This window comes from Paenibacillus terrisolis (genome assembly GCF_056171975.1).
Window position 1 is genome coordinate 230525 of sequence record NZ_JBKFGG010000006.1, and the last position, 20509, is coordinate 251033.

The window sequence follows — 20509 nt, forward strand, 5'->3', positions numbered from 1 at the left end:
CCCTGCTCTATAATAGTAGAGCGGGGAAGTTCTGTTTTTATCCGTTTATGCTTGATTGGGAGGATGGTTCTCGTGGAGAACTTTAAGCGCAAAACCCCGGAGGAAATTTTAGCTTCCATATATAAGCTCCATCGCGGCAGACTCAAAATTTACATCGGCGCGTTCAGCGGCTCCGGAAAAACCTATCACATGCTGATGGAAGGGCAGTCGCTCAAGGAAGAAGGAATCGATGTCGTCATCTGCGCCGTTTCGACGATGCAGCGTCCGGAGACGGTCGAGCAGATCGGCAATCTGGAGCGGATCCCGAGCATCCACTGGTTCAAGGACGGCATGGAGAAAAAAGACTTGAACCTGGAGGCTCTGGTTAGCCGCAATCCGGAAGTGGTGCTGGTTGACGGGCTGGCTCACCGAAACCGCGAGGGGGCGAAATTCCCGACGCGTCTGGAGGACATTCATTTTTTGCTCGGGCATGGCATAAGCGTGATTACCACGGTGAATGTCTATGAGCTTGAGGGCGTGAACGAGCTTGCTCAGGAGCTAACCGGGATCAAGGTAAGCGAAGCGATTCCGGCGAATACGCTGGAGCTGGCCGACGAAGTGCGGCTGATCGACGTGACGCCGGAGACTCTGCTCGAGCGTTTGTCCAAAGGGCGGCTGCACAGCTCCAATCAGGAGATGTTCAAGCGCGGGAATCTGGGCAAGCTGCGAGAGTTGGCCCTCCGCCTGGTTGCCGAAGGCGTGAATGAATCGCTGGAAAAACACCGTGAAGAACAGGGGCTTTTCGGTCCGTCCGGGGCCGGGGAACGTATTCTGGTGACGGTCCAGTACCATTGGAACGGCTCGATTTATGTTCGCCGCGGACAACAGGTAGCCAAACGGCTTGGCGGCGACCTTATGGTTGCTTCCTTTGTGAGCGAACACCGACCGTTGTCCAAGGAAGCCGCCGCTTTCAAGCGTTCTATCGTTAAGCTTGTCGAAAAGGTCGGGGGAACCTTCGTGGAGCTGCCGCTTCACTCCCGCAGAGCGCTTCCGTATCAGCTTGTCCATTACGCGACCAAACACAATGTCACCCGGATCGTAATGGGACATTCTCGCCAAAGTCTATGGCAGGAATTGTGGAAGGGTTCTGTCTTGGGTGTGCTGCTCAAAAAAATGAAAAATATCGATTTGCTGCTTGTCGCCGACCGTGCGGAGCAGGAGGGAGAACGGATTCTGCCGACGCGCAGGCAGGATGAAGAAGAAAACGACCCTTATCATCGGCTTAGCGCTTTGGAGATGAAAAAGGAAGTGGCCCGAATCAAACGCGGCAAGCTGAAGGTTTATATCGGCGCCGCTCCGGGCGTGGGCAAGACGTATACGATGCTGCGCGAAGGCAACGACCTGCTCAAAAGCGGTGTCGACGTTGTGATCGGCCTTCTGGAAACGCATGGCCGAAAAGAAACGCTCGCTCAGGTGTGTTCGCTCGAAACCATCCCCCGCCGTAAAATCCGTTATCAAAATACGGAGCTCGAAGAAATGGACGTCGATGCGATTTTACGGCGCAACCCGGAACTTGTGCTGGTGGATGAGCTGGCCCATACGAATATACCCGGGAGTGAAAATACCAAGAGGTATGAAGATGTGCTGAAGATTCTGGACGCCGGAATCTCCGTCATATCTACGATGAACGTGCAGCATCTGGAAAGCTTGAACGACTCCGTCGAGCAAATCACGGGCATCCGTGTGCGGGAGACGGTTCCCGACCGGGTGATGCGCCTCGCGGACGAAGTGCAGCTGATCGACGTAGCGCCCAAATCGTTGCAGCAGCGGATGCGGGAGGGTAAAATATACGCATCCAATAAAGTAGATCAGGCACTGAACCATTTTTTCAAAATGGGCAATCTGATCGCGCTTCGCGAGCTTGCCTTGCGGGAAATCGCCGATGACGTCGACGATCGGCTGGAAGCGTGGGACCGCCGCGAATCGCTTCGAGGACCATGGCGGCGGGAGGAGCTTATTTTCGTCGGAGTTTCGCTCAGTCCCAATGCCGAACGGCTTATCCGCAGAGGTTTTCGTATCGCCTTCCGCCTCAAAGCGAAATGGGTCGTGAGCTATGTCCATGCGGGCTCCGCGATCCCGGAAGCTTTGCAGCCGCGGCTCAAACAGCTGGAGACGCTGACGGTACGGCTTGGCGGAAAGTTTGAGGTTCAGCGAACGGGGCGCTATAACGAGATCGCCGATCTTCTGGTCGATCAAGCTAATAAATTTAAAGGAACCCAGATGATTATCGGACAATCCGAGCGAAGCTACTGGGAGAAATTGTGCCGAGGATCGGTGGCTAAAAAAATTCTCCGGCTTGCCCGGCACATGGACGTGCTCGTAGTGGCCGATTACGATCCCAATGTCAAACTTCCGGGGGAAATATAAGTAGGAGGCTTGTGGAGCTCTCCAACGCAACATCATTTTATTATTGGAGGGATGACATGGACGTTTTTGCGGAATATTTGGCGCAAATCGATAACCCGCAGCAGCGGACCCGAATGGAGGAGATTTTTGTTTGGGTCATGGAAAAATTTCCGCATCTAACCCCTAAAATCGCGTGGAACCAGCCTATGTTTACCGATCACGGCACATTTATTATCGGCTTTAGCTCAGCCAAGCACCATTTGGCGGTCGCCCCCGAAAAAACGGTAATCCATCGTTTTTCCAATGAAATTGTACAGTCCGGCTATGATCACACCCAGCAGCTCCTGCGTATCCGTTGGGACAGCCCGGTTGATTATTCATTACTTGAGACAATAATCGAGTTTAATATTGCGGATAAAGCGAATTGTTCAACGTTTTGGCGGAAGTGAGAAATCGGAAGGTCATTTTATAAGGCCAACGCTGTGCTCGGCTGTGGCCCAAAAAACTTAGTTGTAAGAACCATTTTGAATGGATTCTTAAGCTAAGTTTTTTTATTTTTATACTTTTTTTAGATTTCGTTTAGAAGGTTTTTAGACGCAGCGGTTAAGCTTGAATATAGAAAGCTCGCTATACTGGCTTTCGGCATGCCCGTTCTTAAGAATAGGGCAAAAATCTAAAAAGAAGGGAAGAAAAAGATGAACAAGAAGTGGTTAAAGCTGGGAACGGTATTCGGCATTGGCGCCGCCATGCTGCTGGCCAGCGGATTGTCCGCCATGGCGGGGACGTCGGCTTACGATACTTATGCGGACGCACTGCAAAAAACGTCGACGGTATCCAGCCTGGCGGACACGGGCAAGATTGTCGTCACGGACAACGGGAAAGTGATTCTAAGCGCCGATCTCAGCTCGAAAATGAACCGGGACAAGGATGCCATGAGCGCACAGGTAGCGCTTGCCGGAGGTACCGAACAGCATGCTGTTCAGGTGTTCAAGCAAGGGGACAAAATGATTTTCTCCGAAGATGCCTCCGAGGCGTACAAGGTGCTTGAGTTGGGCGAAGAACAGTTCCATCAAGGCACTCCCGATCCTAACGAGATTAAGCAAGTGAAGCAGATTTTCGAAGCGCTGCTCGGCAATTTGAAAGAGCTGGCGACCGTAGAAGATTTGCCTTCGGGCGGGGAACGCGCGTCGCTGCACTTGACCGGGAGCCAAATTCCCGCCATCGTGCAGGCCGTGGGTTCCATCGCGGCTTCCCACATGGCCGATCAGGATAAATGGAGCGGACATGAAGGTTTGACGGGAAATCCGCATCCGTTTGACATTGCACTGCCGAAGCTGACCGATAACGTAGCTGTAACCGACATTTCGGTGGCTGCCGACATCAACGCCGACCGTTACATCGAGCATCAAACCGGGAAAGTAACGATTAAGGGAACCGATGAAACCGGCCAAAGCCATGAGATCGTCATTTCCGGCGATCTGCAGTTGTCGGGCTATAATCAAACTACGCCGGATACCGTAGATTTGACCGGCAAAAAAGTTGAAACTATCGAGCGGGACGCTCACGCACCGGCTTGGCATCATTAATCGGTAAGTCAAACAGGCCGGGCATCCCTGCCCGGTCTGACTTCCTAAAAAGGAGATGAAGACAAGACCATGGAACCCGTATTGGAGGTCCAAGACATCACCAAGCTTTTTCGGAACGGCCGCGGTATTCGCGGAATCAGCTTTTCGGCGAACGCCGGAGACATCGTAGGCTTGTTCGGCCAAAACGGAGCCGGCAAAACGACGCTGCTCAAAACGATCACCGGTCTTATCCGCCCGGATCAGGGAGCGGTGAGGATGTTCGGCTTCAGCACCGAGAACCAGTTCGAGCTCGCGATGAGACGCGTCGGCTGCGTAATCGAAGCGGCCGATGCGTACGATTACATGACGGCCCGGGAAAATTTGCGCCAGGTGGCTCGCTTTTATCCGGACCTGCCGAAGACAAGGATTGACCAGGTGCTGGATCAGGTCGGTTTATTGCCGTATAAAAAGGAACGCGCCAAAAACTTCTCGCTTGGCATGAAGCAAAGGTTGGCGCTCGCCGCCGCGCTGCTTCCAGATCCCAAGCTGATTCTGCTTGATGAACCGACCAATGGACTCGATATCGAAGGGATGGTCGAAATCCGCGAGACAATGCAGCGGCTCGCGCGTGAGCAGAACATCGCTTTTCTGGTTTCCAGCCATATGCTGAGCCATCTGGAATCGATCGTGACCCGGGTCGGCATCATCCGTCAAGGCGAGCTCGTATGCTACGGGGAGAAGAAAGAAATGGTGTCGTCCGGGATCAGTCTGGAGAATTTTTATCTGGCCCAAATTCACCAAAAGAAAGGGGACGGCTCCCATGAACAGTTTGCTCGCGAACTGGCGTAACGAATTGGAGAAGCTCTGGGTCCGCAAACGGACGAAAGCTTTTTGGCTGCTGACCGCACTCGTTCCCGTCATCATTGCTTTGATGCTGCGGTTCCTGAATGCGTCCATCGGACTGACCACGAGTGTCGGGAATCAGGTTTCGATGCTGTCCCTCAGCGCTTTTACCGCAATTCTGCTGCCGCTATTTATGTTTATTACCGCAGTGGATCTTTTTACAGGGGAAGCCTCGGCCCGTACCTTGAAGCTGGTTTTGGTCCGCCCGATTACGCGTTCCAAAGTTTTCGCCTCTAAAGTATTGGCGCTCGCCACGGCGCTCGCCGTTTTGCTTGCGACGGCTTGGCTGATCTCGGGCATTTGCGGCATGTTTCTGTACAGCGCCGATCCGCTCCGCGAATGGGGAGAAAATACGGCCGTTTACGCAGCCGCCTTTGTCCCAATGCTGGCGATTGCGCTGGTCGCCGTATGGATAACGCAGTATTTTTCGGGCAGTATTATCGCGCTGGGGTGCATCGTTTTGGTTTACGTGATTTGCAAGCTGGTACCGTTCGTTTATCCTCCGTTTGCTATCTGGTCCGTGTTTTCCTATACCGATTGGCATACGCTATGGGCGGGTGGCGGAGCATCGGCGGGGAAACTGTTTCAGACGTTTGTCATTCTGCTTGCTTATAGTATGATGGCATATGTAGGCAGCCTGGCCAGTTTCGAGCGGAAATCGTTCTAACGGTCTTTACAAACGGGAAGGAGTACGTGAGATTATGTCGATTCGAATGAGGCTGATCGTTTCTTATATTGCCATGGTGCTCGTGCCGCTCGTCTTGCTGTGCGTGATCGGCATTATTTTGACGCACCTGTTTTTCGGCGGAACGCCGGCCGAGGGACAGGAAGGGCGCCGGATTCATGGCATGCGGATTTCCGCGTTCTGGGAATCGATCGATCAACGGGAGCACATCATCAACGGGGTCAAATTCGTTGCTGAACGCGCTCCGCAGCTTCTGAGTGACAATGATTTTCTCGCGCAAACCGATCGCGACCTCGGTGAGCATGAGTCCGGCATGATGCTGGTCAAAGACGGCCGGGTCGTTTACGCCTCTTCCGTAGTGAGCCGCGAAGGTCTTGAAGAAAAGCTGAAGCAGGTCGAAAAAGAGACGGATCACAAAATCGTAGTTCATAGCGGTGGCGGCGATAAGGGCCGCTATAACGCGGAGCGGTTCGACTTTTCTTTTCCCGATCAAAGTCAAGGATCATTATTCTTCCTGTATGATATGGATCCGATTTTCAATAAAATGATTCAGTTTATCCCGCTTTTGTTCTTGTCGGTCCTGCTCGCCGTGGGCTTGACCAACGGGCTGCTGACGTTTTTCGTCTCCCGCAGCATGATTCGTCCGCTCTATACCCTGAAGCATGCGGCCGAACAAATCAAGGAAGGCGAGCTGAATCATCCGCTGGACCTGCAGCGCAAGGACGAATTCGGCAAAGTGGGCGAAGCTTTTGAAGAAATGAGAAAACGTCTGAAGTCTTCGATTCAACTGCAGCTTCAATATGAGGAGAATCGCAAGGAATTGATTTCGAACATTTCCCATGACCTCAAAACGCCGATTACCGGCATTCGGGCTTGCGTGGAAGGGCTGCGCGACGGCATTGCGGATACGGAGGAGAAGCGGAATAAATACATCAGCATGATCGACCAGAAAACGGCGGATATGGACCGGATGATCGAGGAGTTGTTCCTGTTCTCCAAGCTGGATTTGAGACGGCTGCCGTTTCAGTTTGAAAAAGTGGATATTTGCGGCTATTTGCGCGACTGTGTAGCGGAGCTGCAGGCGGATCCCCGGTTTAAGGGCGTTGTCATGTCATTCGAGACTGATGTGACGGGGCCGTTATACGTTACGGCGGATCGCGAGAAGCTGAAGCGGGTCATGATGAACATTGCCGAGAACAGCTTGAAATATATGAATAAACCGGAGAAAAGATTGCAAATCGAACTGGAAATGGGCAGCAGGAATGTGCGCGTCAGTGTGAAGGACAACGGCTCCGGAATCGACCCGGAGGCGATTAGCCGCGTGTTTGAACGGTTTTACCGGGCGGAACCGTCGCGGAACCCGCTGACCGGAGGCAGCGGCTTGGGTCTTGCCATCGTCAAGCATATTGTCGAAGAGCACGGCGGAACCGCTCAGGCGGAAAGCGCGATCGGGGAAGGAACGACCATTTCGTTTATCCTTCCATGGCAAAGGCCGAAACAATCGGAGGGTGGTGAAGAGGCGTGAAACGCATTTTGATTATCGAGGATGATCCGGTGATCGCAGAGGTGGAAAGAGATTATCTCGTTGCGGGCGGTTATGGGGCGGATATCGAAAGCAGCGGCGATGCCGGGCTGCAGCTTGCGCTCTCCGAGGACTTTGATCTGATCATTTTGGATTTGATGCTGCCGAAGGTGGACGGGTTCGAAATCTGCAAGCGGGTGCGCGAGGTCAAGGATATCCCGATCCTGATGGTCTCCGCCAAAAAAGAGGACATTGATAAAATCCGCGGTCTGGGACTTGGCGCGGACGATTATATCATCAAGCCGTTCAGTCTCGGCGAGCTGATGGCGCGGGTCAGAGCGCATTTATCCCGTTACGACCGGCTGACCCACCGCACCCAGCAGCCTCGCGATGAGCTGAGCATCCGCGGCATCCATATCGACAAGCTGTCGCGGAAGGTGAGCGTAAACGGGGAGGAGCTGAATCTGACCTCCAAGGAATTTGATTTGCTGCTTTTTTTGGCGCTGCATCCCAACCGGGTGTTCGCGAAGGAAGATTTATACGAAAAAATTTGGGGTATGGATTCGCTGGGGGATTTGGCATCCGTTACCGTTTATATCAGCAAATTAAGGGAGAAAATCGAGCGCGATCCCTCGAAGCCTCAATATATCGAGACCATTTGGGGCGTAGGGTACCGTTTTAATTTATAAGTTTCGGGGCTGGTGCTTTTATAGAAGTTACTATATAATTTTTAGCGGACTAAAAACTATAAAGGCGAGGTACAACATGGCAGCCATAGAAGTACGAGATTTGCGCAAAACGTTTAAAGTGCAGAAAAACCGGGAAGGCCTGAAAGGCGCTTTTCTCGATTTGTTTAAACGGGAATACAATGAAGTGGCCGCCGTGAAAGATATTTCGTTCAGCATTCCGCAGGGGGAAATCTGCGGATATATCGGCGAGAACGGGGCCGGGAAGTCCACGACGATCAAAATGCTGACGGGCATTCTTGTTCCGACCTCGGGGCATTTGTCCGTCGGCGGTTTTGTCCCTTATGCCGAGCGCGAGAAATTCGTGCAGCACATCGGCGTGGTCTTCGGTCAGCGCAGCCAGCTGTGGTGGGACATCGGCGTGATCGAGTCGTTCCAACTGCTGCGCAAGGTGTATAAAGTGTCGGAGCAGGATTACAAGCGTCGCCTGGACGAGCTGGTGGAGCGGCTGCAGCTGCAGGACCTGCTTAACCGTCCGGTACGCAAGCTGAGTCTGGGACAGCGGATGCGCTGCGAGCTTGTGGCCGCGCTGCTGCATAATCCTTCGATCGTTTTCCTCGACGAACCGACGATTGGCCTTGACATCGTGGTGAAATCGGAAATCCGTGAATTTCTGAAGGACATGAACCGCGAGTACGGGACGACAATCCTGCTGACGACCCATGATTTGCAGGATATCGAAGCGTTGTGCTCCCGGGTGATCATGCTGGATGACGGTCAGATCATCTATGACGGCGGGCTCGAAGAGCTCAAAAACCGTTGGGGCACGGGCCGGGAGGTGCTGTTCCAGTTCGGCACGGCCACAAAGCTTCCGCTGCTTCAGTCCTGGACGGGCGATCTGCCTGTGATCTGGACGGCGGAGAACGACCTCAACGCCAAGGTGTGGATTCCGCTGGAAATCGGCGTTTCCGACGTATTGAGCCAAGTCGTGGGAAAAGCGGATATTACGGATATCAAAATCGTCGAGACGAACACGGACGAAATCGTACGCAGCATCTACCAGTCCGGCTCGGCCGACAACAAGGCCGCAGAAGAGGAAGGCGCGGACAGCGGGGAAGCGGTGATCCATGTCTAGCAGGGCAGGGGCTTACCTTGATTTCATTCGCATCCGATTCCTGACCATGCTTGCGTATCGGGTGAACTATTACTCGGGGATTTTAATCTATACGTTGAATATCGGCGTGTATTATTTTACATGGAGGGCGATTTACGGCGGCAGCGGCGAGCTTGGCGGATTTACGGCTTCGCAGATGACGACTTATCTGGCCGTCTCTTGGATGGCCCGGGCGTTTTACTTCAACAACTTGGACCGTGAAATCTCCACGGATATCCGCGACGGCAGCATTGCCATCCAGTTTATCCGTCCGTACAATTATTTGTTCGTCAAAATGATGCAGGGCTTCGGCGAGGGCTTATTCCGCTTCATGCTGTTCATGATCCCGGGCATGGCGATCGCGCTGCTGCTGTTTCCCGTCAAGCTCCCGACTTCGGTGACGGCATGGTCGGGTTTTCTCGTGATGCTGTTCTTCAGCTTTCTGATTAACTCGCAGCTTAACATTATTACCGGTCTCATGGCCTTTTTCGTGGAAAACAACGAAGGCTTCATGCGGATGAAAAGGGTCGTCGTCGATCTTTTCTCCGGCCTGATCATTCCGATCAGTTTGTTTCCTTCCTGGCTTGCCGGAATCATGACTTTCCTGCCGTTTCAGGCGATTACGTATCTTCCGGGCTCCGTGTTTACGGGCCGGATTCAAGGCGTAGGCATCTGGAACGTGCTGGGCATTCAAGTCGTCTGGTTCGTGATACTGCTCGTGCCGATGATTTGGCTGTACCGGGCGTCCCGGCAGAGACTGTTCGTACAGGGAGGTTGAGAAGGCGTGTATTATTTGGGCCTAATCGGCGAATATTTGAAAAATTACGTGAAAACGCGGCTCACTTACCGCGCCGATTTTTGGGTGGAGGTGATCTCCGACCTGCTGTTTCAGGCGACGAATCTGATTTTCATCTTCGTCATCTTTATGCATACCGACAGTCTGGGCGGATGGAGCGAAAACGAAGTCGTGTTTGTTTATGGTTTTTTTATGGTGCCGTTTGGCGTATTCAGCTGTTTCATTAACTTATGGGGTTTTAGCGAACGGTATATCACCAAGGGTGAAATGGACCGGATCATGACCCGGCCGGCGTACAACTTGTTTCAAATTTTTCTGGAAAACGTTGATCCGCCGTCATTGGTCGGTTCGTTTATCGGGGCAATCATTATGGCGATCAGCGGCTCGCAGCTGGATTTGGTCTGGGAATGGTGGACCATCCCCGCTTTGATCCTGCTGACCATCAGCGCAGTTGCGATTTATACCGGCATTTACACGACGCTGACCTCGATATCGTTTTATTCGGACGCGCCGACCGGCATTCTGCCGCTGATGTACAACATCCAGGGCTACGGCCGATACCCGGTGACGATTTATAACCGCGCGATTCAGGTGCTTTTAACGTGGATCGTACCATTTGCGTTTGTCGGCATTTACCCGGCGGCCTTGTTTTTGCAAAGGGACGAGTTCAAGACAATGGCTCTGCTGACTCCGCTTATGGGGGCGATCTTCTTGGCCATCGGCCTCACGGCCTGGAATTACGGGGTCAAGCGTTATCGGGGAGCGGGCTCGTAGAAAGGGCCTTGAAAAGCTCGGCGGTACTGCGGAACCGTAAGCAGCAGGGACTAGTAAGTTTGGGGGACAGCGGAACCGTAGGCAGGAACTAGTAAGTTTGGCGTGACTGTTGAACCGTAGGCAGAAACTTGAAATGTTTTGGCGGGACAGCGGACCGAATGGCGGCACATGAACCGGAAAAGACAGCACGTGGCTGAGTAGATGGAACGCTGGAGTTGAATTTCGTTTTTCTACTGATGTGGCGAATTTATCCATCTATTCTATATGCCCCTTGCAATGCCGTTTGGCCCCTTAATTCCGGAGTCCCGCCCTACAAGATTCTGCTGTCGCAGGTTTGGAGGCCAGTCTAGGAAATGTTGTATTTCATACAACAATTGGGGGATGAATCGAGTGAAACAGCCGAAATGTTGTATTTTATGCAGCATTTTTGGCCCTTTTGCCCATTTCTCAACCGATTTACAGGGAAATGTTGCAGCTTTTACAACATTTACTTGCACTAGCCATCCAGCCCACTCAAAATGTTGCACATTATGCAACAATTCATACGGTGGACTTCAGTTTAATTATGGGGACAAGCCCATACTGCTGAATTAACCGCATAATTTTCCGTTATTTTATGGCGGAACGCAAAAAAAGCCGATCTCCCGTTGCCGGGGATCGGCTTTCTTGCTAACGGCAATCCCTGATTAGAGGACGGCTTATTGATGGGCAGCGACTCGGTTTTATTGCTTCGGTCTGGCAAACCGCCCGAGAATTTCTGTGGACTGAACCACGTTCATAAAGGCGTGGGGATCCGTCTGGGCGACGGTTTTGCGAACGGCTGCAAGCTCGTAACGGGTGGTTACGGTCATCAGCGTATAATTCTCTTCTTCGCTGTACCCGCCTTCGGAGTGGAGGCAGGTAATGCCGTGGTGAAGCTTGCGCATCTGGCAGAGCATCTGGTCTTTTTTCTTCGTAATGATGAAGCAGGTAACTTTGATATGACCGACATGGATCATATCGACGACTTTGCCTTTGACGAACGTGGACAGCATAGAGTATAGCGCCAGATCCCAGCTTTTGAAAAAGCCGAGCGAGAGGATGACCACGCCGTTCAAAACAAACAATATATTGCCGATCGGCACGTCGTGCCGGCGAGTGACGATCGATCCAAGGATGTCGAAGCCGCCGGTGGAGCCGCCCACCCGAAGCGAGAAGCCGATTCCCGCCGCGGAGATAATCCCGCCGAATACGGCGGCCAGAATCGGATCTTTGGTAACCTGAATGGGGGGAATAATAGCCATAAACCAGGTGGTGCTGACAACGGAAATGCAACTGAGAATTATGTATCGTCTTCCTACGGCTTTCCAGCCCCAAATAATCAGAGGAACGTTCAATAGAAAATAAAAGATGGAAATATTCCAGCCCGTCAGATAGCCAACGATCGATGCTACGCCGGTTACGCCGCCTGATAATAGCTGGTGGGGAACCAGGAACAAATTAAGTCCGATCGCGAGCAGCAATGCCGATACGAGAATCACGCCAACCTCCTGTGCGGGCTTCAGCGTAGCCTTAATCGGTTTGCTAATCATGGGCGAATACTTGTCCAAATTCATGTCAGAGCCTTCTTTTCTAAAATGGTGTGTTATAAAACATTATTATCGGCTTAAATTATCTTTTCTATCAGTATACCAAACTATGATTAATATCACGATATGCGGGGTAAACTTTAATTTGCTCGCACTCATTAAATGTGCTATAATTTGCACATTAAAACATCCCCCAAAAGGAGGCCGCTTTCGCGGACGGTTATGGCACAAGTAAAACGTTTTGGATTCGGCCTGCAGGCTTTGTTGGTACTCGCAAAACACACGGAGCAATGCTCCAGCGGAGAGATTGCCGAATATCTTCAATGCGAACCGACCGCGCTGCGCAAAATTTTGTCCCAGCTCTCCGAAGCGGGCCTGGTGGACGCGAAGCAGGGAAGAACCGGAGGATATCGGCTTGCCAAACGGCCGGAAGACATCCGATTGTCCGAGGTGTACCGGTCTGTATTTGAGGAAGAACCTTTGTGGGGACGATTGCTGGACTATTCCGGGAACGGTCTGTTTGGGAAAAAATCGCTTGCGGCGTTTGACGGCATCATGACGGATATTAATAGACAAGTGGACAAAACGTTGGACAGCTATACGATTGCCGATCTGTTGGAATGAGCTTTTTTTACGTTAAACTGTGCAAAAATTTGCACAAAAATAGAACTGCAGAAAGGATGTTCACTTATGAAGCTGAAATGGTTTGGACAATCCGCTTTTCATTTGATTTCGCAGGAGGGCGTTTCGATTTTGATCGATCCTTACGATCATTTTCTCGGGTACAGAATGCCCCGCGTGGAGGCGGACATCGTAGCGGTGACTCACGATCACAAGGATCATAATCAGATTCAGGTCGCTACGGGAAATTATTTGCTCGCGAACGAGCCAAAGGAGTATCTTAAAGACGGCGTTGCCATTAAAGGCGCAAAGACCTTTCACGACAACCAAAACGGCGCGAAAAGGGGCGACAACATCGTATTTGTTTTCGAAATTGACGGGTTAACCGTTTGCCACTGCGGCGATTTGGGGCATTTGCTGAAGGAAGAGCAGCTTCGTGAAATCGGACATGTGGATATTCTCCTGGTTCCCGTTGGCGGCACCCGACTCCTTCCCGTGCTGGACGGTGAGCGGGCGGCTCGGGTCATGCGGCAGTTGAAGCCGGCGATTACGATTCCGATGCATTATCGGACGAAAGCGCTGGGATTGGCGCGCCCGTTGTTCGGGAAGCTGGGGACGTTTCTCGCGGCTGCGGATCAGGGGAGCACGACCATCAAAGAATTGGATGTGACCAAAGAAAAACTGGCCGAAATAAACGGGATTGTGGTTATGCAGTATGAATAAAGGAAACAAAAGCGGGTCCTACGCAGCCCGGGTAGCCTTGACCTTTGTGACGGCTGTGATCGGAGGGGCGGTATTCGAACTGCTGCATTTGCCGATTCCATGGCTGCTTGGCCCTATGATCGCGAACCTGATCGGCTCTAATATTTGGAAGGAAAGCTACGCTTGGCCTCCGCAGGCGAGAAATGCCGGGATGATCATTGTGGGATATACGATTGGACTGTCCATGACGGGTACCGCTCTTCGGTCGATGTCTCATCAGCTTCCCTTTATGCTGCTGATGACGACGCTGCTGATGCTGCTTTGCGCCGGAATTGCGTATGCCGTAGCCAAGCTGTCGAAGACTAATTATAAGACCGTATTAATGGGGAGTATTCCCGGAGGCTTGACCCAAATGCTGACCTTGGCGGAAGAAACGAAAGGGGTCAACCTGACCGTCGTCACGGTCATTCAGGTTGTCCGGCTCATGATCATTATCATCAGCGTGCCGCTGCTTGTGTTTAGCCCGATCCTTGGCCAACAGCATGACGCGGCTGCGGCTGCGCTTGCCGCGGTCCGCTCTCCCGGATGGGACGGACTTTTTCACAATCTGCTTATTTTCGCGGCCGTATCCATCGTTTGCGCCTGGGGAGGAAACCGGATCAAATTTCCGACCGCTTATTTGCTTGGCCCCGCGATCGGCACCGCCATTCTGATGGCCTGCGGTCTTCATGGCCCGGCGCTGCCGAGCCTGTTCACGAATGCCGCCCAGTTCCTGATCGGCTCCTATGTGGGGCTGCTTCTCAAACCGGGAAGCCTGCCGAATAAATGGCGCACGATTTCGCTCGCGATTGCCAGCGCGGTTGTGCTCGTCATCGGTGCGCTTGGCCTAGGCGCGCTGCTGACTCTCTTCCAGCCGGTTTCACGATCGACGGCCTTGCTGAGCCTGGCTCCGGGAGGCATGGACCAAATGGGCATCATCGCGCATGAAATCAACGCCGATTTGGCTATGGTGGCAGGTTACCAGCTGTTTCGCACCTTTTTTATCTTTTTCCTGATCCCGCCGCTGCTGCGGCTGCTTTTTAGAATGGGAGATAAACAAAAAAAGCGGCAGACTGAAGCTTAGTCCGCCGCTTTTTTTGCTTATTCCATGAATTTCACGCCGGTCAATTCTTCGCTGAGCTGCCATAAGCGTTCGGCGAAGTCCTGGTCGATCGCCCACGGAAGCACTCCCGTCAGCACCTGGGCGACGCCATCCAATGAGAAGGCGGGCTCGGCTTCCGCAATATCCGCATCCTGGCAATAAACGCCGCCTTTTCCGGATAACTGGGTATTCGCCGCGCACCAAACGCTTGTCGCCGCTCCTTGCTCTACGGTTTTGTATCCGGCGGGAGTGGCGGCAATACGTTGCCCCTGTTCGTCGAAAGCGCCCATGGCCTGCAGCTCGTCATCCGACATAAAACGGGCCAAATCGGTCAGAATTCTCCCCGGATGAACGGAGAAAGCACGAACTCCGCTGGCATAACCGCGCTTATCGAGGCCGACCGCAAACAGCGCGTTAGCGGATTTGGCCTGCCCGTAAGCCTTCCACTTGTCATATTCCTTGCGTTCGAAGTTGGGATCGTCAAAATCGACGCCTCCAAAGCGAATTCCGGCGGAGGAGAGAGAAACGACTCTGGCGTCTCCGGATTGTTTTAATGACGGCCACAGCCGTACCGTCAATTGAAAATGGCCCAGATGGTTGGTGGCGAATTGGGATTCGTAGCCGCGCGCGTCCCGCGTTAACGGGGCGGCCATAATGCCGGCATTATTGACGAGGATGTCCAGCGAACGGCCGGAATCCAAAAAACGCTGTGCAAAGGCATCGATTGACGCGGGGTCGATCAGGTCGAGCGCTTCCAGTTCGACCCGCGGGATGCCGGCAAGCGCGGCCCGGGCCTTCTCCGGAGTACGCGCGGGTACGATTACCGCCGCGCCGGCTTCCGCCAGCACACGGGTTGTCTCCAAGCCGATGCCGGAATACCCGCCGGTCACGATTGCGGTTTTTCCGCTCAGATCGCGTCCGCCAAGGGCCTCCTGCGCGGTTGTTTGCGGGCCGAAGCCCGAAGGGATCGGATTTTGGGGTGTTATTTGATAATCATGGTTTGTGTTCAATGTTTCATCTCCTCCGTAATTTTCAGGGTAATTTCGTTTCAAATGCATCCTAACACCTGGAGTTTGCTCCATGTCAATAGCTCGAATAATAGAAAACTCAAAGTTTTATTATGATCTCACAAACCGGCTGCTATCATTATGCGAATGGAATATCTCCTCTTCGGGGAACTTAGAAACAGGCCATGATGAAAGGAGTGGGCGGCATGTCCAGAAAAAGATCGCGGAGTTCGGCTTCCCCGGGAGGGTCGGATCTGAGCGGCTTCAAAGCGAAGGTGATGCAAAACGAAGGTTATAAAGTGGATCCGAGGCATCCGGACGACGTCAAATACGAGGTGGCGAAGTCGCTGGGGGTTCCGCTGAAACCCGGAGACAACGGGGAGCTGAAATCGGAGGATGCCGGAAAAATCGGCGGCGCTATCGGCGGTTCGATGGTCCGCGAGATGATCCGGCTTACCAAGCAGCGCCTTACGGAACGGCAGTAATCATTACTGCCGTTCTCTTTTTTGGCGGATAAGGTATAATGATTGTTGGCTGGGGGAGATACATATTTTCGAGTTTTTTTATAATAAATCGTGCATCGCTCTTATATAAACTTTCATTTTGAATCGGTACTATAGGAGATGCAAACAGATATTTACGATTCAGAAGGAGGTTTACACAATGTTTGGTTGGAAGCGTTTACTAAAGGTAGCAGTAACAGCTTCACTGGTAGGTTCGTTGGCCGCGTGCGGCGGCGGGGGAGGAAATTCGGCGGATAATGCTCAGGCCGGAAACTCCGGCAACACCGGAAAAACCGAAAACGCGGCGGCAAATACCGGCAGCAACGAACCAGTTAAGCTTCGCATTATGTGGTGGGGGTCGCAGGATCGTCATGAGGCTACACTGGCTGCGCTGGACTTGTACACAAAAAATCATCCTAACGTAACTTTTGAACCGGAATATTCCGGGATGGACGGTTATCTGGACAAGTTGTCCACGCAAGCCGCGGCTAAAAATGCGCCGGACATCGTTCAGCTTGATCCAGGCTGGGCGCCGGACTGGGCAAGCCGGAGTCAATTGGCTCCATTAACGGATGTGGACGTATCCAAAATCGATCCGAAGCTGCTGGCAGGCGGGCAGTTTGAAGCAACCCAATACGCGGTACCGCTTGGTTCGGTTGCTTTCGGTATGATTTATGATAAGGCGGCCATGGATAAACTCGGCATTCAAAATCCTGCCAACGGCTGGACATGGGACGATTTCTTCGCTTTGGCCGAAGCGTCCAAAGCCAAATTGCCGAAAGGCCAATATTTCACGAAAGATTACGCGGCCAACTACTTCATGTACTCGGCTTATCAATACGCTAAAGGCAAAGGCATGGTTATTACGGAAGACGGTCATTTCAATATCGACCGCGACACCTTCCTTGACTGGACGAACCATTTTGACAAGCTCCGCAAGGATGGTCTAGTGCCTCCGGCAGACGTGAACTCTTCCGATAAAGAGTTCGATCCGCAAATGGACTTGATGGTAGCCGGCAAAATCCTGTTCCGCTACAGCTTCTCGAATAACTACGGTTCCTGGGACAGCATGAAGAAAGGCGCTTACGCGCTTGTCACCATGCCTCGTGCGGATCAAGCAGGCGGCTGGCTCAAGCCTTCCATGTACCTGTCGGTTTCCGAGAACTCCAAGTATCAAAAAGAAGCTACCGAGTTCGTCAACTGGTTCGTTAACGATCCGGAGGCCGCTAAAATTTTGGGTACCTCGCGCGGTATCCCGGCCAACAGCGACAGCGCGAAGCTTCTGGAATCCAGCATGAGCGACACTGATAAAATCGGTTTGGAAATGTACAATGCTTCCGCTCCGGATGCACAAACCTGGACGGCAGGCGCAGGCGGCTGGACCAACTTTATCGATAAGGACTTCCCTTATGTTCACGACCAGCTCAGCTTCGGCAAAATCACGCCGGAACAAGCCTTCGATCAATTGAAGGATGCTTCCACAGCTTACGAAAACTAATCTTGAAATAGGAAAAAGCCCGGAACAACGTCCTTGTTCCGGGTATTATATTATCCGCTTCAGGGATAGAAGGGATAGAAACCATGCCGATTCGAATCAAGGATGTCATTCGTGAACTCATCAAGCCGGTGGGTTCGCTTGAAACGACGGTGGATGTGCTTGAATTCGGAGACCCGTCCGCGGAAGTCAAAGGAATTGCCACGGCGTTTGTGGCCACGCATGACGTGATTCGTCAGGCCGCCGAGCTGGGGGCGAATTTGCTGATCAGCCACGAGGGAATCTTTTTCAGCCATCATCCTAACGAAGAAGCTATTCAAAACGATCCCGTCGCCCAAGAGAAACGGAAATGGATCGAAGAGACGGGACTGGCGATTTTCAGGTTCCATGATTATTGGCATCGATACCGGCCCGACGGCATCATGGTTGGACTTATCGAGCAGCTTGGCTGGCAAATGTACATTGCGGAGTATCATCCGGCATCAGCCATCGCAAGCATCCCGGCGGCAAGCGTCCGTGAAATTGCGGAACATCTAAAAAGCAAGCTCGGGATACCTTATGTCCGTGTCGTTGGCGATCCGTCCATGGCGTGTACGCGAATCGGCCTGCTCGCAGGCTACCGAGGCGGCGGCTCCATGGCGATTCCGCTTTTTGACCGGGAAAACTTGGATTTGATTATATTGGGAGAAGGACCGGAGTGGGAGACTCCAGAATATGTAAGAGATGCCGTCAATCAGGGCAAACGCAAGGCCATAATTGCACTCGGTCACGCACAAAGCGAGGAGCCTGGCATGAACTATTTGGCCAGTGTACTGAAAGCCCGCTATCCTGGCCTTCCCGTTCATTTTATTGCTGAAAAGCCTCTTTTCCAAATTATTTGACAGGAGAGTCATTGATGAGTCATACACCATTATTCGCAAAAAATACGGGTTATCAAGCCTGGCTCGGGTACAACCGTTTGGCCTCCGGCAAACGGCTTGAACCGCACGCCGATTATCGCCGCATTGTCGTTACGGAGAAGAACGAAGTCATCGATTCCGCCGTGACCGAGCTTGTCAGCGGTCTGGAGGGCATGCTGGGGCAAAAAGCCGAAGCTGCCCCGACGTGGGACGGGCTTTGCGGCATCGTCCTCGGGACCTTTGGCGGCAATCCGCAACTGCAGGAATTCATTGATGCGGGAACCGCCTCCACAATCGGACCGGAGGGATATGCCATCCAAAGCGACCCGTCCACCGGCCGCATCGCCGTCGGCGCGGCATCTTCCGCCGGCGTGCTGTACGGCGTTTTCCACCTGCTGCGGCTGATCGGCACAGGGAGTCCCGTCAGCGGCTTGCACATTGTAGAAAACCCCGTCAATCAGCTGCGCATGATCAATCAATGGGACAACATCGACGGGAGCATCGAACGCGGATACGCGGGTAAGTCGATTTTCTATAATGATGATCGGATTACGACCGATATGACGCGAATCCGGGATTACGCGAGACTGCTCGCTTCGTCGGGAATCAATGCCATTTCCATCAATAACGTCAACGTGCATCAATGGGAAACGATGTTCATTACGGAGCGGTATTTGCCGGATGTGGCAAGAATCGCCGATGTATTCCGGGCTTACGGAATCAAGCTGTTCCTCAGCGTGAACTTTGCGAGCCCGATCGAAATCGGAGGCATGAATACGGCCGATCCATTGGAGCCTGCGGTACGCGAATGGTGGCAGGCCCGCGCAGCGGATATTCACCAAGCGATCCCGGACTTTGGCGGCTTCCTTGTGAAAGCCGACTCCGAAAATCGTCCGGGGCCGTTCACTTACGGCCGCGATCATGCGGACGGCGCCAATATGCTGGCCGAAGCGTTGAAGCCCTACGGCGGCATCGTTATCTGGCGCTGCTTCGTGTACAACTGCAAGCAGGACTGGCGCGACAGGAAAACGGATCGGGCCCGCGCGGCCTACGATCATTTCAAGCCGCTGGACGGCCGGTTCATGGACAATGTCGTGCTGCAAGTGAAAAACGGTCCGATCGACTTCCAGGTTCGCGAGCCGGTCTCGCCGCTGATCGGCGCCATGCCGTCGACCAATCAAATGATCGAGTTCCAGGTTACGCAGGAATATACCGGCCAGCAGCGCCATGTATGTTATCTGGTGCCGCAGTGGAAAGAAACGCTTGAATTCGAAACCTATCTCAAGGGCGCAGGCACACCGGTTAAACGGATCGTCGACGGTTCGGCGCACGGCAACCGGTACAGCGGGTTTGCCGCCGTATCCAATATCGGGGACAATGCGAACTGGACGGGACATCTTTTGGCTGGGGTCAATCTTTACGGCTACGGCCGGCTTGCTTGGAATCCGGAGCAGACCGCCGAAGAGATCGCCGAGCAGTGGATTCGCTTAACCTTTGGCGGCAGCGAACAGCTGGTTTCGGTGGTCAAGCGAATTCTGCTCGACTCCTGGAGCGTGTACGAATCCTATACCGCCCCGCTTGGCGTTGGTTTCATGGTCAATCCCGACCATCATTACGGACCCAACGTGGACGGCTACGAATATTCGATGTGGGGGACATATCATTTTGCCGATTGCCACGGTATCGGCGTAGACCGTACCCAAGCGACGGGAACCGGTTATGCCGGGCAGTATGCGGGAGCTAACGTCAATTTATACGACTCTTTGGCAGCCTGTCCCGACGAGCTTTTACTGTTTTTCCACCATGTTCCTTATACGCATGTCCTTCATTCCGGCAAAACGGTCATTCAGCATATTTACGACACCCATTTTGAAGGCGTAGAACGGGCGAAAGGGCTGCAGGCGGCATGGAATACGCTGGACGGAAGCATGGATCCGGGGCTGCACAAGCAAGTGGCGGAACGCCTGGCTGAGCAAGCGGAGCATTCCAAAGAATGGCGCGACCGCATCAACACGTATTTTTACCGGAAGAGCGGGATTCCGGACCAGCAAGGCAGACGGATTTACTAATATATAAGTTGAACAACAGAAAGTGAACCGGCAAG

At 52.9% G+C, this 20509-nt stretch carries 19 protein-coding genes; 17 read left to right on the forward strand and 2 right to left on the reverse strand.

Features of this window, described 5'->3' with window-relative positions:
* Window positions 1-72: 72 nt before the first annotated feature.
* The 10 genes from ACI48K_RS08725 (at window position 73) to ACI48K_RS08770 (ending at window position 10469) form a co-directional block, all read left to right on the forward strand.
* A complete protein-coding gene (locus ACI48K_RS08725) occupies window positions 73-2406 on the forward strand; it encodes a universal stress protein (RefSeq protein WP_475027190.1) in 2334 nt (777 codons plus the stop codon).
* A gap of 56 nt (window positions 2407-2462) precedes the next feature.
* Window positions 2463-2834: an iron chaperone gene (locus ACI48K_RS08730; RefSeq protein WP_475027191.1), complete on the forward strand. Its 372-nt coding sequence runs from the start codon at window positions 2463-2465 to the stop codon at window positions 2832-2834.
* Between the two features lie 246 nt (window positions 2835-3080).
* The gene (locus tag ACI48K_RS08735) at window positions 3081-3971 is read left to right on the forward strand and encodes a hypothetical protein (protein ID WP_475027192.1); all 891 of its coding nucleotides are present in this window, start codon (window positions 3081-3083) and stop codon (window positions 3969-3971) included.
* A 69-nt stretch (window positions 3972-4040) separates the two neighbouring features.
* Window positions 4041-4799, forward strand: coding sequence for an ABC transporter ATP-binding protein (locus ACI48K_RS08740; protein ID WP_475027193.1), 759 nt, complete (start codon window positions 4041-4043; stop codon window positions 4797-4799).
* Window positions 4771-5520, forward strand: a complete 750-nt coding sequence (locus tag ACI48K_RS08745; RefSeq protein ID WP_475027194.1) for an ABC transporter permease — start codon at window positions 4771-4773, stop codon at window positions 5518-5520. Before ACI48K_RS08740 ends, ACI48K_RS08745 begins: the two co-directional genes overlap by 29 nt.
* A 34-nt stretch (window positions 5521-5554) precedes the next feature.
* On the forward strand, window positions 5555-7063 hold the full coding sequence (locus tag ACI48K_RS08750) for a sensor histidine kinase (protein WP_475027195.1): 1509 nt from the start codon (window positions 5555-5557) through the stop codon (window positions 7061-7063).
* Window positions 7060-7749 carry a response regulator transcription factor gene (locus ACI48K_RS08755; protein ID WP_475027196.1) on the forward strand — a complete coding sequence of 230 codons (690 nt, stop codon included), beginning with the start codon at window positions 7060-7062 and terminating at the stop codon, window positions 7747-7749. Before ACI48K_RS08750 ends, ACI48K_RS08755 begins: the two co-directional genes overlap by 4 nt.
* Window positions 7750-7825: 76 nt before the next feature.
* The gene (locus tag ACI48K_RS08760; RefSeq protein WP_475027197.1) at window positions 7826-8881 is read left to right on the forward strand and encodes an ABC transporter ATP-binding protein; all 1056 of its coding nucleotides are present in this window, start codon (window positions 7826-7828) and stop codon (window positions 8879-8881) included.
* Entirely contained in the window at window positions 8874-9677 is an 804-nt protein-coding gene (locus tag ACI48K_RS08765; protein WP_475027198.1) for an ABC transporter permease, read from the forward strand. Before ACI48K_RS08760 ends, ACI48K_RS08765 begins: the two co-directional genes overlap by 8 nt.
* Window positions 9678-9683: 6 nt before the next feature.
* A complete protein-coding gene (locus ACI48K_RS08770; protein WP_475027199.1) occupies window positions 9684-10469 on the forward strand; it encodes an ABC transporter permease in 786 nt (261 codons plus the stop codon).
* A gap of 722 nt (window positions 10470-11191) precedes the next feature.
* Here the strand turns inward: ACI48K_RS08770 and ACI48K_RS08775 are convergent.
* Window positions 11192-12064 carry a YitT family protein gene (locus ACI48K_RS08775; protein ID WP_475027200.1) on the reverse strand — a complete coding sequence of 291 codons (873 nt, stop codon included), beginning with the start codon at window positions 12062-12064 and terminating at the stop codon, window positions 11192-11194.
* Window positions 12065-12259: 195 nt separating this feature from the next.
* Here ACI48K_RS08775 and ACI48K_RS08780 point away from each other — a divergent pair, with 195 nt between their 5' ends.
* The 3 genes from ACI48K_RS08780 (at window position 12260) to ACI48K_RS08790 (ending at window position 14483) form a co-directional block, all read left to right on the forward strand.
* Window positions 12260-12661 (forward strand): Rrf2 family transcriptional regulator, encoded by a 402-nt coding sequence (locus ACI48K_RS08780; RefSeq protein WP_475027201.1) that lies wholly within the window; start codon window positions 12260-12262, stop codon window positions 12659-12661.
* Window positions 12662-12727: 66 nt separating this feature from the next.
* On the forward strand, window positions 12728-13381 hold the full coding sequence (locus ACI48K_RS08785; protein ID WP_475027202.1) for an MBL fold metallo-hydrolase: 654 nt from the start codon (window positions 12728-12730) through the stop codon (window positions 13379-13381).
* Window positions 13374-14483 (forward strand): AbrB family transcriptional regulator, encoded by a 1110-nt coding sequence (locus tag ACI48K_RS08790; protein WP_475027203.1) that lies wholly within the window; start codon window positions 13374-13376, stop codon window positions 14481-14483. The genes ACI48K_RS08785 and ACI48K_RS08790 overlap by 8 nt, the downstream gene beginning before the upstream one ends.
* Window positions 14484-14500: 17 nt before the next feature.
* Here the strand turns inward: ACI48K_RS08790 and ACI48K_RS08795 are convergent, their stop codons facing one another.
* Window positions 14501-15511: an oxidoreductase gene (locus tag ACI48K_RS08795; protein ID WP_475027204.1), complete on the reverse strand. Its 1011-nt coding sequence runs from the start codon at window positions 15509-15511 to the stop codon at window positions 14501-14503.
* Between the two features lie 203 nt (window positions 15512-15714).
* On the opposite strand from ACI48K_RS08795, the gene ACI48K_RS08800 reads away from it, so the two are divergent.
* From ACI48K_RS08800 to ACI48K_RS08815, 4 genes are all read left to right on the forward strand, one after another.
* On the forward strand, window positions 15715-15993 hold the full coding sequence (locus tag ACI48K_RS08800) for a small, acid-soluble spore protein, alpha/beta type (RefSeq protein ID WP_475027205.1): 279 nt from the start codon (window positions 15715-15717) through the stop codon (window positions 15991-15993).
* 178 nt (window positions 15994-16171) lie between these two features.
* Complete coding sequence (locus ACI48K_RS08805; protein ID WP_475027207.1) at window positions 16172-17509, forward strand: ABC transporter substrate-binding protein; 1338 nt, start codon at window positions 16172-16174, stop codon at window positions 17507-17509.
* A gap of 83 nt (window positions 17510-17592) precedes the next feature.
* The gene (locus tag ACI48K_RS08810) at window positions 17593-18387 is read left to right on the forward strand and encodes a Nif3-like dinuclear metal center hexameric protein (RefSeq protein ID WP_475027208.1); all 795 of its coding nucleotides are present in this window, start codon (window positions 17593-17595) and stop codon (window positions 18385-18387) included.
* A 14-nt stretch (window positions 18388-18401) separates the two neighbouring features.
* Window positions 18402-20474 carry an alpha-glucuronidase family glycosyl hydrolase gene (locus ACI48K_RS08815; RefSeq protein ID WP_475027209.1) on the forward strand — a complete coding sequence of 691 codons (2073 nt, stop codon included), beginning with the start codon at window positions 18402-18404 and terminating at the stop codon, window positions 20472-20474.
* The last annotated feature ends 35 nt before the right edge of the window (window positions 20475-20509 follow it).